The organism is Aminivibrio sp., assembly GCF_016756745.1.
In the GTDB taxonomy this organism is placed as follows: Bacteria; Synergistota; Synergistia; order Synergistales; family Aminobacteriaceae; genus Aminivibrio.
Genome location: NZ_JAESIH010000034.1, coordinates 1 through 12,988 on the forward strand (window position 1 = coordinate 1; position 12,988 = coordinate 12,988).

At 60.3% G+C, this 12,988-nt stretch carries 13 protein-coding genes; 1 reads left to right on the forward strand and 12 read right to left on the reverse strand.

Annotated features, from left to right (window positions below; genetic code table 11):
- Nucleotides 1-319 (forward strand): divalent cation tolerance protein CutA (cutA, locus tag JMJ95_RS03980; RefSeq protein ID WP_290682881.1); only part of this gene is annotated, 319 nt, incomplete at its 5' end.
- 74 nt (nucleotides 320-393) lie between these two features.
- On the opposite strand, the gene JMJ95_RS03985 is transcribed toward cutA, so the two are convergent.
- From JMJ95_RS03985 to JMJ95_RS04040, 12 genes are all read right to left on the reverse strand, one after another.
- Complete coding sequence (locus JMJ95_RS03985; protein ID WP_290682882.1) at nucleotides 394-1,365, reverse strand: TAXI family TRAP transporter solute-binding subunit; 972 nt, start codon at nucleotides 1,363-1,365, stop codon at nucleotides 394-396.
- A gap of 87 nt (nucleotides 1,366-1,452) precedes the next feature.
- On the reverse strand, nucleotides 1,453-3,408 hold the full coding sequence (locus tag JMJ95_RS03990; RefSeq protein WP_290682884.1) for a TRAP transporter permease: 1,956 nt from the start codon (nucleotides 3,406-3,408) through the stop codon (nucleotides 1,453-1,455).
- A 222-nt stretch (nucleotides 3,409-3,630) separates the two neighbouring features.
- Complete coding sequence (locus JMJ95_RS03995) at nucleotides 3,631-5,613, reverse strand: TRAP transporter permease (protein WP_290682886.1); 1,983 nt, start codon at nucleotides 5,611-5,613, stop codon at nucleotides 3,631-3,633.
- A gap of 23 nt (nucleotides 5,614-5,636) precedes the next feature.
- Nucleotides 5,637-6,122 carry a DUF1850 domain-containing protein gene (locus tag JMJ95_RS04000; protein ID WP_367153748.1) on the reverse strand — a complete coding sequence of 162 codons (486 nt, stop codon included), beginning with the start codon at nucleotides 6,120-6,122 and terminating at the stop codon, nucleotides 5,637-5,639.
- 76 nt (nucleotides 6,123-6,198) lie between these two features.
- Nucleotides 6,199-7,158: a TAXI family TRAP transporter solute-binding subunit gene (locus tag JMJ95_RS04005; protein WP_290682888.1), complete on the reverse strand. Its 960-nt coding sequence runs from the start codon at nucleotides 7,156-7,158 to the stop codon at nucleotides 6,199-6,201.
- A gap of 266 nt (nucleotides 7,159-7,424) precedes the next feature.
- Nucleotides 7,425-8,399, reverse strand: coding sequence for a threonine/serine dehydratase (locus JMJ95_RS04010; RefSeq protein ID WP_290682890.1), 975 nt, complete (start codon nucleotides 8,397-8,399; stop codon nucleotides 7,425-7,427).
- A 101-nt stretch (nucleotides 8,400-8,500) separates the two neighbouring features.
- Nucleotides 8,501-8,701 carry a ferredoxin family protein gene (locus tag JMJ95_RS04015; protein WP_290682892.1) on the reverse strand — a complete coding sequence of 67 codons (201 nt, stop codon included), beginning with the start codon at nucleotides 8,699-8,701 and terminating at the stop codon, nucleotides 8,501-8,503.
- Nucleotides 8,702-8,706: 5 nt separating this feature from the next.
- On the reverse strand, nucleotides 8,707-9,573 hold the full coding sequence (gene sucD, locus JMJ95_RS04020) for a succinate--CoA ligase subunit alpha (RefSeq protein WP_290682894.1): 867 nt from the start codon (nucleotides 9,571-9,573) through the stop codon (nucleotides 8,707-8,709).
- Between the two features lies 1 nt (nucleotide 9,574).
- Nucleotides 9,575-10,699 (reverse strand): succinate--CoA ligase subunit beta, encoded by a 1,125-nt coding sequence (locus JMJ95_RS04025; RefSeq protein WP_290682896.1) that lies wholly within the window; start codon nucleotides 10,697-10,699, stop codon nucleotides 9,575-9,577.
- Entirely contained in the window at nucleotides 10,696-11,253 is a 558-nt protein-coding gene (locus tag JMJ95_RS04030) for a 2-oxoacid:acceptor oxidoreductase family protein (protein WP_290682898.1), read from the reverse strand. Before JMJ95_RS04030 ends, JMJ95_RS04025 begins: the two co-directional genes overlap by 4 nt.
- A gap of 2 nt (nucleotides 11,254-11,255) precedes the next feature.
- Complete coding sequence (locus JMJ95_RS04035) at nucleotides 11,256-12,110, reverse strand: thiamine pyrophosphate-dependent enzyme (RefSeq protein ID WP_290682900.1); 855 nt, start codon at nucleotides 12,108-12,110, stop codon at nucleotides 11,256-11,258.
- The coding region (locus JMJ95_RS04040) for a transketolase C-terminal domain-containing protein (protein WP_290682902.1) at nucleotides 12,107-12,988 on the reverse strand (882 nt) is incomplete at its 5' end. The genes JMJ95_RS04035 and JMJ95_RS04040, both read right to left, overlap by 4 nt.

The window sequence follows — 12,988 nt, forward strand, 5'->3', positions numbered from 1 at the left end:
AATGCCGGAATATCTGAAAGTGGAGGTCTACCTCCCGGAGGAGTTCGTTCCCGCCCTCCGGGACGCCCTGGACCGGGAGGGCTTCCTGAGAGAGGGACACTACGCCGGCGTCATGGCCCTGCTGGAAGTGACGGGCACATGGATACCCCTGGAGGGAGCCTCTCCTTATGACGGAGAGATCGGGAAGCTCTCCGCGGCGCCGGAAATCAAGGCGGAATTCCGATGCCGGTCCGCCGAGCGGGACAGGGTGGAGGCAATAATCCGGTCCGTTCACCCCTACGAAGTGCCGGTGATCAATTTTCTCCCCCTGGCGGACTGAAACCCAACAGAAAGCAGAAAAAACCCCGGAGAAATCTCCGGGGTTTTTGGCGTATCTGTTTCGGCTGATCTTTGTTACTTCAGAATTCCAGCTTCCTTGAAGTAGCGGAGTGCGCCGGGGTGGTAGGGGATCAGCATTTTCTCGGGAGGAGCCACGAGGTCGGGGCCGAAGCCGCGGACTGCCGCCGCCACGCTGCGGACGTCATCTACGTTCTCGTAGAGGGCCTTGGTCATCTGGTAGACGAGGTCCTCGGGGAGGTCTTCCCTGGTGATGATGAGGTCGGCGGGGTCGCCGCAGGTTTCCACGTCATAATCCTGGTTCGGATAGGTTCCGGCCTTGAGGACTCTCTTGTCGACGAGGGGGTTGATCTTCTTCAGGGCCTGGTATCCGTCTTCCTCGATGGGGAGAATGATGACCTTGCCGGTGACCATGAGCTCGCTGATGGCAGAGGCGCCGGGGGTGAAGCCGAGGATTGCGCCCTGGATCAGGCCGTCGGACATCATGTCCACCGCCTGGCTGGCTTCCACGTACTCGGGGGTGATGTCGTTGTAAGTGAGGCCGTAGGCCGCGAGGATTTCCCGGGCGTCAAGCTCGCCGCCGCTTCCCACGGGACCGACCGCGATCCTTTTGCCCTTGAAGTCCTTGATCGACTTGATGCCCTCGTCCTTCAGGGCCACCACGGTCTTGGCGTCGAACATGACGCCGCCGGTGAGGGCCCGGAGCCATGTATGGGGCTTGCCCTCGTATTTCTCGAGGCCGTTGAAGGCGCGGTAGGCTTCGTTGGCCCTGCAGACCGCCACTTCGATGTCCTTCGTCCGGAGCATGTCGATGTTCTGGACAGCACCTGCGGTGGCGATGGCGACAGCCTTCATGTCCTTGATGTTGGCGTTCCAGATTTTGGCCATGGCCATGCCCACGGGGTAGTTCATGCCGCCCACTCCTGCCGTTCCCATGGTGATGTGGGTCACCGCGAATGCGCTTCCCGCGAACAGGAACATGCAAAGAACTCCAGCCGCAACTATCAGGTTTCTTCTGCCTTTCAACATAGTTCTCCTCCTTTTGGGCCGCAGCCCTCTTTTATGGTATTTTCCCACGAATCTCTTCCGGAAGACTCCGCAGATCCGCTTATTTTCCTATTCCCTGCGGCTCACCTCCCTTTTTCTCAGGAACAGCGTCCCCGCAAAGGCCGCCGCAGCGAGGCCGAAACCGATAACGTCAGAATACATGCCCGGTGCGATGAGCGTCAGTGCCGCTCCGAAATACAGAACCCTGAAGAACCATGGCAGGGTGACGAACAGGAATCCCTCCACAGCCACCGAAAGAAACGCCGCGCCTATAAGGCCGGAGATGGTCGCCCAGACGATGACCGCCGTGCTGTCTGCGACAAGCAAAATGGCCGGGGCGTAGACGAAGAAGAAGGGCACGATGAAACCTGCGATGGCGAGCTTGAAGGCTGCCCACCCGACTTCGTTCGTCCCTGCTCCGGACATGCCGGCCGCCACGTAGGAGGCCAGGGCGACCGGAGGGGTCACCGTGGAGAGGCAGGAAAAGTAGAAGACGAAGAAGTGGGCCTGGAGGTCGGGAACGTGCAATTCCCTGAGAATCGGCACGGCAATGGTGGCGGCGATGATGTAGCAGGCGCTCGTCGGAAGGCCCATGCCGAGGACGATGGAGACCACCATGCAGAGCACCAGGGTGACGAAGAGGCTGCCGTGGGAAAGGGCCACGATGTTGTCGGCGAGGATGATGCCGATGCCCGTCATGGACAGCACGGCCACCACGAATCCCGCGTTGGCCATGGCCACGCTGAGACTCAGACATGACCTGGCGGAAGAAACGGCAAGGGGAATGAGCTTGTCAAAACCCATGCGGGTCTCCTTCCGGAGGAAGGAGAGGAGCCACGTCACCACAATGGAGTAGAAGGCCGCGTACAGGGGCGTGAAGTGCTGCATGAGCAGGACCACAAGGATGATGATAGGCAGGAACATGTGACCGTACCGCAGGATGGTCTTCTTCACGTCGGGGATGTCTTCCTTCGCCATGCCCGTCAGGCCGATCTTCCGGGCCCTGAGGTCAACCTGGAAGAAGACGGCGGCGAAGTAGAGGATCGCCGGAATGATGGCCGCCGCGGCGATGGTAATGTAGGGAATGCCGAGGAATTCCGCCATGATGAAGGCTCCGGTGCCCATGATGGGGGGCATGATCTGGCCGCCCGTGGAGGCGGCGGCCTCGATGGCTCCGGCGAAATAGGGCTTGTACCCTATCTTCTTCATGAGCGGGATAGTGAAGGCTCCCGACGTGGCCACGTTGGTGGCGGCGCTTCCGCTGATCATGCCCACGAGGGCGCTGCCGATGACGGCAACCTTGGCGGGTCCGCCCACGAGCCTCCCGCCGAGGGCGAGGGAAACGTCGTTGAACAGGGTGCCGAGACCGCTCTTTTCAAGGAAGGACGAGAAGACGATGAACAGGACGAGGTAGGTGGCGGCGATACCGATGGGAAGGCCGTAAATTCCTTCGGTGGTGAGGTACATCTGGTAGATCACCCTCTGGATGGTATACCCCCTGTGGGAGAGAACCCCCGGAATGTACCGGCCGAAAAGGGCGTACAAAAGGAAAACAATGGCCAGGATGAGCAGCCCCTTCCCCGCGACTCTCCGGCAGGCCTCCAGGACGAGGAGAATCGCCACCGCGCCGAAGTAGTAGTCTCTCTGGAGGGCCACTCCCCCCCGGAGGGCGAAGGCGTCCACGTTGAAGACCGTATAGCCGCATACCGCGATGGAAGCAACTATGAGCACCATGTCGACGGCACTGGGTCTCGACTGGACCGACCGCTTCGAGGCGGGATAGTACATCCATACCAGGCAGAGGATGAAGCCGAGGTGAATGGCCCTGTGCTTGAACATGGGCGGCATGCCGAACCTCGACGTGATGAGGTGGTACAGGACAAAGACGCAGGACAGGACGATGATCGCCGTAGTCCAGAAGGGAGTCGTTTCCGTTCGATAGCTGCACTCCTTGGTGGCTTTCCTCAGGACCGCCTCTCCCTGGGTTGCCGGTTCACACTCGGTGACGCCGAATTCCCTTGCCATTCAATTCCCTCCAAAGTGATGAGTAAAATGTTGACACAAAGCCCCTTATATTTAATGCACAATATATTCTATACGCTCCCTCCAGAAAAAGCAAAATGTATACTGTATTTGTGGCTGGGCTGCGAAAAAAACTCCCCACCCCGACGAGGGGATGAGGAGCCTTTTTAGGATTCTTTCAGGAGACGTTTGCCCCGAAAATTCCGGTGCCCCGGGGTAGCCTGGTTATTTCAGCGCGTCCCGTTCCAGGCCCTGCTTCTGGAGGAACCAGATTGCGGCGAGAACAAGCGCTCCGCCGATGTCGGTGACGATTCCGGGGAAGATCAGCGAAACGGCCGATCCAAAGAGCACAAGCCGTTCGATGATATTCAGGGGCCGCATCCAGAAGCCGGAACCGGCCAGGGCGAGGGAGAATGCTCCCAGGATGGATGTCGCCGCGATAAGCACCACCTCCGGGAGCGTTGTATCGATGAGCAGTATGCCCGGGTTATAGACGAAGATGTAAGGTATGAGGAAGCCTGCCATGGCAAGACGGAGGCCCGTAAACCCTGTTTTCATAGGATTCGACTGCGCTATTCCGGCCGCAGCGTAGGAAACGAGGGCCACGGGGGGCGTCAGGTCCGCCACGATGCCGAAATAGAATATGAACATGTGGGCGGCCAGGACCGGCACGCCGAACTTCGTGATGGCCGGGGCAGCCATGGAGGCGAGGACGATGTACTTCGCCGTGGTGGGAAGGCCCATTCCGAGAATGATGGAGGCGACCATGGTGAGAACAAGGGTGAGGAAAAAGCTGCCTCCCGAGAGAACCACGATGCCGTTGGCGATCTTCAGGCCAACGCCTGTGAGGGTGACCACGCCGATGATGATGCCCGCGCAGGCGCAGGCGGCGGACACTCCTATCGCTGACCGGGCGCCGTTCTCGAGGGCGTCAAGAACATCCTTCACGTTGAGACGGGTGCTCTTTTTCATCATGGCGATGGCCACAGTGACGATGATGCAGACCAGGGCCGCCCGGAGGGGAGTGTACCCCTTGACCAGGAGGTAGACGATCACGAACAGGGGAAGGAGAAGATGCCAGCCATCGGAGAGAACCTTCTTCAGGTTGGGGAGCCTGTCCTTCGGGAGACCCTTGAGCCCCAGTCTCTTGGCCTCCATATGGACCATGATGCCCACGGCGAGGTAATACAGCAGCGCGGGCAGTGCCGCCGCAATGGCGATTTCGATGTAGGCTATTCCGATGAACTGGGACATGACAAAGGCCGCGGCGCCCATGATGGGAGGCATAAGCTGGCCGCCGGTGGAGGCCGCGGCTTCCACGGCGCCGGCGAATTCAGGCTTGTAGCCGATGCTCTTCATCAGCGGGATGGTGAAGGTTCCCGTGGTCACCGTGTTGGCCACGGAGCTCCCGGAGATGGTGCCGAAGAAACCGCTCGCAAGGACGGCCACCTTGGCGGGGCCGCCGACCCTGTGTCCCGTGGCGGCGAGAGCCAGGTCGATGAAGAACTTGCCCAGGCCCGTCTTGTGAAGAAACGCCCCGAAGAGGATGAACATGAAGACGAAGGTGGCGGCCACGCCCAGGGGCATTCCCAAAATACCTTCGGTGGTGACGTACATGTGGGTGATGATCCTGGTGTAGGAAAAGCCCCTGTGGGCGAACATTCCGGGGAAATAGGGGCCATAGTAGGCATAGGCCAGGAAGAAGATGGCCACTATGGTGATGGGTATGCCCACAACCCTCCGGGAAGCTTCCAGGACGAGAAGAATACAGGCGGCGCCGAAGACGATGTCACCCGTGGTGGGAAGACCTGCCCGCATCATGAGGTCGGAATACTCCACCACGATGTAGGCTCCCACGGCAAGGCCGAGAAGGGCCAAGAGAACGTCTACCCCCTTGACCCCTTCTTTGCGCTTGCTCAGGCGGGCGGGATAGAGCAGATAGACAAGCACCAGGGTGAAGCCGAGGTGGATCGACCGCTGGATTTGGGCCTCGTATACGCCGAAGGCGGCAGTATAGAGCTGGAACAATGAAAAAACGATGCAGACGAACCGGACCATGTTCTTCCAGAAGGAGCTGAGAGTCCTGCTCGCCGACTCCCTGTCGTATTTCTCAAGGATCTTCTCCACGTCTATGATTTCAGATGCCTTTTCCGCCGCCGAAGAGTCCAGAATCTCCTCCTGCGGTTTGATCTCGTTGTTTTCCACCATGACAGTTCCTCCTCGGAAGAAAATCAGTAAAACAATGAAAGCAGATAAGGGCGTCTCTCGCCGGAAAGCCTGAGTGACCGGCCCGGTTTTTCAAAAGTCGTGAAGGGAATTTCCCTCCCCCGGATCAGAAGCTGGTAGTCCGCAAACCGTCCCACGCGGAACACGATGTCCCCGAGGGGTTTGCGTATGCCCGAAATCCGGTATTTGCCGTTCCCGCTCGAAAAGACCGCCCCTTCTTCCACAAGAAAGGGCAGCCCAGCGCCGAAATCGTGGTACACGGTCTCTCTCAGCTCGATGCCCTGCCGGAAATCAAGGCGGAACACTTCGATCACCGGAGTCTTCTGCACGGAATGGATGTAGCGGACGGCAAATTCCTCTCCGCCTCTCAGGCTGTACCGGGCGAGGCCTGAGCCTCCGCCGTCTCGGATCGTGAGGAAATGAACCGGCGAACAGAACAGAACGGCAAAGAAGAGGACGAGAGGAATCAGTACGAGGTGCTTTCTGTTCAGGGTTCACCCCTCCTCCTGGAAAAAGAGTCAAAGGAGGCCTTCCGGAGAAGGCCTCCCTGCCAAAAAGGGCTGCCGGTTATTTCATCAGCCCGACTTCTTTGTAGAACTTGACTGCTCCAGGATGCACCGGAACGGAAATTCCGTCGAGGGCGTTGCTGAGCTTCATGCTCTTGCCCTTGTGGTGGGCGTTTCCGACGGCTTCGAGATTGGAGAAGAGCGCCTTGGTGATGGTGTAGACCACGTCCTCGGAGAGTTCCTTGCGGGCGGCGAGAATCGCCTGGACCGCCACGGTCTCGACGGGCTCATCCTGTCCGCGGTAGGTTCCTCCGGGAATAACATCCTTGGCGAAGAAGGGGTAATTCTCGATGAGCTTGTCCCTCATCTCGCCGTCGATGGGAATGAAAACGATATCCTGGAGGGTGCTGATGTCCTGGATGGACGGGTTAGGCGCTCCCGTGGTGTAGATGAAAGCGTCCACGAGACGATCCTTGAAGTGGTCCGTGGTCTCCGCGTAGGAGATATAATGGGGCTTGAAGTCTTCATATTTCAGGCCGTAAATTCCGAAGATCTGGCGGGCGTTGGCTTCGTTTCCGCTTCCGGGGGCGCCCACGGAGATGTTCTTGCCCTTGAAGTCGGCGAAGGTCTTGATGCCGCTGTCCTTGGAGGCCACCACGTGGATGGTCTCGGGATAGAGACGGGCGATGGCGGTAAGGTTGCCGATCTTCCTGTCCTTGAAGAATTCCGTTCCTTTGGCCGCATAGTCGGAAAGGTCGTTCTGGACGATGATGAGGTCCACGTCGCCCGCAGCGAGGAGGTTGATGTTCTCGATGGAGGCTCCGGTGGACTGGGCGGTGATGTTCACCTTACCGTCGGAGTTGTCGCTGATGATCTGCGACATGGCACCGCCCAACGGATAGTACGTTCCCGCCGTTCCCCCTGTGGCCATGGTGAGCTGCTGCGGAGCGGCAAAGGCCGCAGAGGCTGTGAAGATAACTGCAAGTCCGAACAACGCGAGTACCCTGATACCCTTTTTCATAGAATCCCCTCCTGGTTGATAATATTTGTTTCCGTTCCATCCTATGTTCTTTTGGCATTTTCGTCAACCATGCACACGGTATACTCTATAAACCGAAATCCGCACCCCAGCGGGGAGCGTCACCGGGGACCCCTTGGGCCGGGGGGTGCAGATTGTCGTCCCGGAGGGTCTCCGGCGTGCGGGTGGAGAGGGGCATGTCGATAACGGGATGCCCCGCCGCCGCATAAAAGAAAAGCCCGGAGAAGTCCGGGCCGTTTTGTCCTATTTCACACCGTTTCGTGGGCTATGAATGACGCCAGCTTGTCGGGATCTATGTTGCCGCCGGAAAGGAAGAAACAGATCTTTTCCCCGGGCTTGACCTTGAAGCTCCCTTCGAGGGCTGCCGCCACTCCCACCGAAGCGGAAGGCTCCACGAGCAGCTTGCTCTTGAAGACGATTTCCATGAGAGCCTTGCAGATGAACTCGTCGGAAGCGGGAACGATCTCGTCCACGTACTTGTCGATAAGGGGGTAGTTGTGCTCCCCGGTCTTGGTGATCATGAGGCCGTCGGCGAGGGTGGCCCCCATGGGAACCTCCACGGGCTTCCCGGCCTTACGACTCTCGGCGTACCGTTGGATGCCGGCCGGCTCCACGCCGATCACCCGCACGGAAGGGCGGGTCTCCTTGATGGCCGCGGCGACTCCGGCGAGGAGGCCGCCTCCTCCAAGGGGCACCACCACGGTGTCCACGTCGGGAAGGTCTTCCATGATCTCGAGCCCCGACGTACCCTGGCCCGCGATGAGGTCAGGATCGTCGTAGGAATGAACGAGGGTGTAGCCCTTCTCCGCCTTGATCTCGTAGAGCTTCTTGTAGCGCTGGATGGAATCGAAGCCGTGGAGGATCACTTCGGCACCGAAGGCTTTCGTGCCCTCGATCTTCGACTTGGGGGCGTTTTCGGGAAGAACGAGGGTAGCCTTGATGCCCAGCATCTTCGCAGCGTAGGCCACACCCTGGGCGTGGTTCCCGGAGGACGAGGCGATGATGCCCTTCGCCCGCTCCTCGTCGGTGAGGGAAAGGATCTTGTTGGTGGCTCCCCGGACCTTGAAGGATCCCGTAAGCTGGAGATTCTCCGGCTTGAAGTAGACCTCCGCGCCCCACAGGGCATCAAGTTTGTCTCCCCGAAGGATGGGGGTATGCCGCACCTTGCCGGCGATTCTCCCGGCCGCTGCTTTTATGTCCTGAAGTCCGATAATCCGTGTCATTCTATTGCTTCCGCCTCCTTGCGCCCTTTTTCGGGCGGTCTTTTTTCAACGGGACAGGGGCGGCCGGAATATTTTCCGCCGCCCCGACGCCCCTGACTATTTTACTCCTCGATCCAGAGCGCCATGTCAGGGCAGTTTATCTCGCACCGCTTGCACTTGATGCAGTCTGATTCCCGCACAGCCGCCACCACGGTGAATCCTTTCCGGTTCGTCTCGTTGGAGATTTCGTATACGTTCTTGGGGCAGACGGAAATGCACAGGCCGCACCCCTTGCAGAGCCTTTTGTTTACATGAACGGTCATTGATATCACCCCAGCTTCCGGATTATTTCCACAACCTGAGCGGGCGTGGTGGCCAGAAGGGCCCCCGCTTTTTCCAGGGCTTCCATTTTCGACGCCGCCGTTCCCTTGTTCCCCCGGATGATCGCCCCCGCGTGGCCCAGGGATTTCCCCTCGGGGGCCGCACGGCCCACGATCAGGGAGACCACTGGCTTGCGGACCGATTCGGCGATGTATTCCGCAGCGGCAATCTCAGTCCCGCCGCCGATCTCGCCGAGGAGGACGATGATCTCCGTCTCGGGGTCCTCGTTGAAGAGTTTCACTATGTCCCGCTGGGTGGTTCCCCAGATGGGTCCGCCGCCCAGGGCGACCACTGTGGACTGGCCGATGCCGGCGTCCGTGAGGGTTTTCCCCACCTCGTAGGAGAGGGCGCCGCTTTTCGACACAACGCCGACCTTCCCTTCGGTGAACATCCTTGCGGGATGGGCGCCGAGCTTGCACTTGCCCGGGGAGATGACCCCGGCGGTGCCGGGACCGAGGATCCTCACTCCCCTGCCGGAGGCGTAGGAGAGGATGTCCAGCACATCGTGCTTGGGAATTCCCTCCATGGTGAGCACCAGGAGCTTGATGCCGGCCTCCATGGCCTCCATGGCCGCGTCCTTGGCGAACAGGGGGGGGACGAAGCTGATGGCCGCATTAGGCGACACCCGCTTTACCGCGTCCTCCACGAAATTGAACACGGGAACCCCTTCCACGGAGGTGCCGGCCTTCCCGGGGGTGACACCGGCCACCACCGCGGTGCCGTAATCAATGAGGGACTTCGTCTGGAGAATGCCCGACTTTCCGGTGATTCCCTGGACGAGAACCCTCGTAGTGCGATCCACAAGTATGGCCATGTCAGTTTCCTCCCGCGGCGAACCTCACCGCATCGGCGACGGCGGTTCGAAGATCATCGCAGACGGGAAGGCCCGCCTCTTTCATGATGGCTTTGCCCTCCTCCTCCATGGTGCCGCAGAGCCGTACCACCAGCGGAATGGAGACGGGGTGATCCCGAAGGTATGCCGTAATGCCCTCTGCCATTTCGTCCATGCGGTTGAAGCCGCCGATGAGGACCACGAGAAGGCTTTTTATGTCCTTTTTGTCCGACAAGACCTGGTCCATGGCGGAGTACATCACTTCGGGGCTCGTGAGGCCGCCCATTTCGCAGAAATCAGCCGCCTCGCCGCCGAGATCCCTGATGAGATCGAGGGTAAGCATTCCTGTGCCTGCACCGTCGGAGATGAGGCCTACGTTCCCCCCGAGGGGCACGTAGGTGATGGTGCCGTGGTCCCCTTCGCCTTCAGTTCCGGTGAGAGCCTCCTGTTCGGCGAGATTCTTCTCGAAAAGGTCCTTCAGCCTGGGTCTGGCGTCGTCGTCGATCTCGATCTTCGAATCGAGGGCCACGAGGCCCGAGTCTGTGACCACCAGGGGGTTGATCTCCACCAGGACCGCATTCTTTTCCCGGAAGAGGTTCCAGACCTTCCGGGCGAAAGCGGCGAACTCCTTTTCGTTCCCATAGCCGAGGAAGTCGGCCATGGCGCGCAGCTTGTAGTCGGTGAGCCCCCACAGCGGGTCCACGGGGAGCTTGAGAATCTTTTCCGGCGTGTGTTCCGCCACCGACTCGATATCCATTCCTCCGGAGGAGCTGACCATGAACAGGGGCGTTCCGGACTCGCCGTCGAAGGTGACGGCGAGGTAGTATTCCGCCCGGATGTTCATCTTCTCCTCCACGAGAAGTGCCCGGACCGGCTCTCCCTTCAGTTCCATGGAGAGAATGGTGTCGGCTGCCTTTTCGGCTTCCTCCAGCGTGGAGACGAGCAGAACGCCTCCCGCCTTTCCCCGCCCTCCGGAGAGGACCTGGGCCTTCACGGCAGAGGGGGCGAAGATCCCCGACCGGTCCGCGGCCGTGAGCACGGCACCCCTGGGTACCGGGATGCCCGCTTCGCGGAACAGCGCCTTTCCCTGGAATTCGTAGAGCTTCATGCTCCCGTATCCTCTTGCGCCATGCGGATTCCTTCTTCGAAGGCGGTGGTGTTCATCTCCACGAACTTTTTCTTCACGGACTCCTGGATGGCCGCCAGAAGGTTCTCCCTGGAGACGAGCTTCGTCTTCTCCTGGATGAAACCGAGCATCACCATGTTGCCGGCCATCTTGCTGCCGAGGCGGATGGCCGTCTCGGTGGCGGGAACCTTCCACACGGTGATCGAGGGATCCACTTCGCCGAGGTCCGGCACGAGACCGCTGTCCACGAAGAGGATGCCGCCCTTCTTCAGTTCATGCTTGTGGTTCTCGTAGGCCGCCTGGGACATGGCGACGAGAATGTCGTTCCGTTCGTTGGTGGGGGTACCGATGGGATTCTTCGACAGAACCACCTCGGACCGGCACTGGCCGCCCCGGGCCTCGGACCCGTAGGACTGGGACTGGGCGGCATAGATGCCTTCCCTGGTTACCGCAGCCTCGCCGAGAATAACGGAGGAAAGGATGATTCCCTGGCCTCCGAAGCCGCAGAACTGGATGCTTGTCTGTTTCGTATTCATGCCTACGCCTCCTTCCCGCCGCATCCGCAGCACGAGGGCGCATATACGGTGCTGCCCCGGAAGACCGGTTTCTCGATGTTCACGAATTCTCCCAGCAGATACTTTCCGGCCGTTTCCTCGGGGGGAAGTTTTTCGGCCGCAGAGGCCGCAATCGAGCGGTTCTTGATCCACTCCACCAGGCCTTTGGGGCTGCCGCTTCCGAGGGCGTACCGGCCGAAATGGGTGGGACACTGAGACAAAATCTCCACCACGGAGAATCCCTTGTGATTCAGGGCATTCTTGATGAACGTCGTCATCTGGGCGGGATTGGAGGTCAGGGTCCTGGCCACGTAGGTCGCCCCCGCGGTGGCTGCCAGCCTGCACAAGTCGAAGGGGGGTTCGCTGCTTCCGTAGGGGGTGGTCATGGTGACCGAGCCGTCCGGGGTCATGGGCGCCACCTGGCCGCCCGTCATGGCGAAGTTGAAGTTGTTCACCACCACGAAGGTCACGTCAAGATTCCTCCGGGCAGCGTGAATGAAGTGGTTCCCCCCGATGGACAGGGCGTCGCCGTCTCCGGCAAAGACCACCACCTTGGTGTCCGGCTTGTGGAGTTTGATTCCCGTTGCCCAGGCAAGGGTCCTGCCGTGAACGCCGTGGAGGCAGTCCATGTTGATGTAAACGGGGATCCGGGCGGTGCAGCCCACGCCCCCGATGCCCACCATGGCGCCAAGATCGAGGCCGAGAGATTCCACGGCCCGGAGGAAGGCGCTCACGACCTGGCCGCAGCCGCAGCCGGGGCAGAAGAAATGGGGCAGCTTGTCCTGCCTCATGTATTTCAGCAGGGGATTGCCGTGTGTGTGCAGTTCGGGAGCGCTCATGCCCGCACCTCCTCAATGACGGAAAGAATCTCGTCCGGAGTGTGGGGCGTCCCGAGGTTCTTCGTCGCCCTGGCGGTACGGCACTTGCCGCACACCGCCCGCTCGATCTCTCCGGCATACTTGCCCATGTTCATCTCCACGGTGACCACGGCCCCCACGGTGGAAGCCAGGTCCCGGATCGCCTCCTCGGGGAAGGGCCACGGTGCGTCGAGCTTCATCACACCCGCCTTTATTCCTTTTTCCCGGGCCATTTCCATGGCGTCTATGGCGGGGCGCACCTCGCTGCCGAAAGCCACAAGGGCGATATTCGCATCGTCGAGGCCGAACCGCTGGATCGTGGAAATCTTTGTGCGGTTCTCCCGGACCTTGCCCGTGATCCTCCTGTAAAGACGTTCGAAGGCGTGGGGCTCCCACTCGATGTCTCCCCGCTCGTCGTGAGGGTTGATGGAGTGGATCACCCGGTAGCCCGTGCCGAGCTCGGCAAATTCGGGAACGCCGTACTCCGTATCGGCATGGAAGGGAAGGTAGTCCGCAGGGGACTTGGCGGTCCGCTTCCGGTTCACCACTGGAACAGCGGAAGCCTCGGGGATCTCGAGCCGCTCCCTCATGAGGGCGAGGGACATCTCGGAAATTACGACCACGGGCGTACGGTATTCTTCGGCGAGATTGAATGCCCGGACGGTGAAGTCAAAGGTCTCCTGCACCGTGGAGGGTGCGAGGACGATCATCTCGTGGTCCCCCGCCGCAGCCCACCGGACCTGCATAATGTCCGACTGGGTGGCGAAATTTTCGCCCCGGCAGCGCATCACGTCCACCACCACGATGGGGGCCTCCACGGCCACGGCATACTCGATGCCTTCCTGCATGTAGTCATATCC

Excerpts from the sequence above, each read along its gene's own strand:
- JMJ95_RS03985 (WP_290682882.1), bottom strand. The coding sequence starts at position 1,365 with ATGTTGAAAGGCAGAAGAAACCTGATAGTTGCGGCTGGAGTTCTTTGC.
- JMJ95_RS03990 (WP_290682884.1), bottom strand. The coding sequence starts at position 3,408 with ATGGCAAGGGAATTCGGCGTCACCGAGTGTGAACCGGCAACCCAGGGA.
- JMJ95_RS03995 (WP_290682886.1), bottom strand. The coding sequence starts at position 5,613 with ATGGTGGAAAACAACGAGATCAAACCGCAGGAGGAGATTCTGGACTCT.
- JMJ95_RS04005 (WP_290682888.1), bottom strand. The coding sequence starts at position 7,158 with ATGAAAAAGGGTATCAGGGTACTCGCGTTGTTCGGACTTGCAGTTATC.
- JMJ95_RS04010 (WP_290682890.1), bottom strand. The coding sequence starts at position 8,399 with ATGACACGGATTATCGGACTTCAGGACATAAAAGCAGCGGCCGGGAGA.
- JMJ95_RS04015 (WP_290682892.1), bottom strand. The coding sequence starts at position 8,701 with ATGACCGTTCATGTAAACAAAAGGCTCTGCAAGGGGTGCGGCCTGTGC.
- sucD (WP_290682894.1), bottom strand. The coding sequence starts at position 9,573 with ATGGCCATACTTGTGGATCGCACTACGAGGGTTCTCGTCCAGGGAATC.
- JMJ95_RS04025 (WP_290682896.1), bottom strand. The coding sequence starts at position 10,699 with ATGAAGCTCTACGAATTCCAGGGAAAGGCGCTGTTCCGCGAAGCGGGC.
- JMJ95_RS04030 (WP_290682898.1), bottom strand. The coding sequence starts at position 11,253 with ATGAATACGAAACAGACAAGCATCCAGTTCTGCGGCTTCGGAGGCCAG.
- JMJ95_RS04035 (WP_290682900.1), bottom strand. The coding sequence starts at position 12,110 with ATGAGCGCTCCCGAACTGCACACACACGGCAATCCCCTGCTGAAATAC.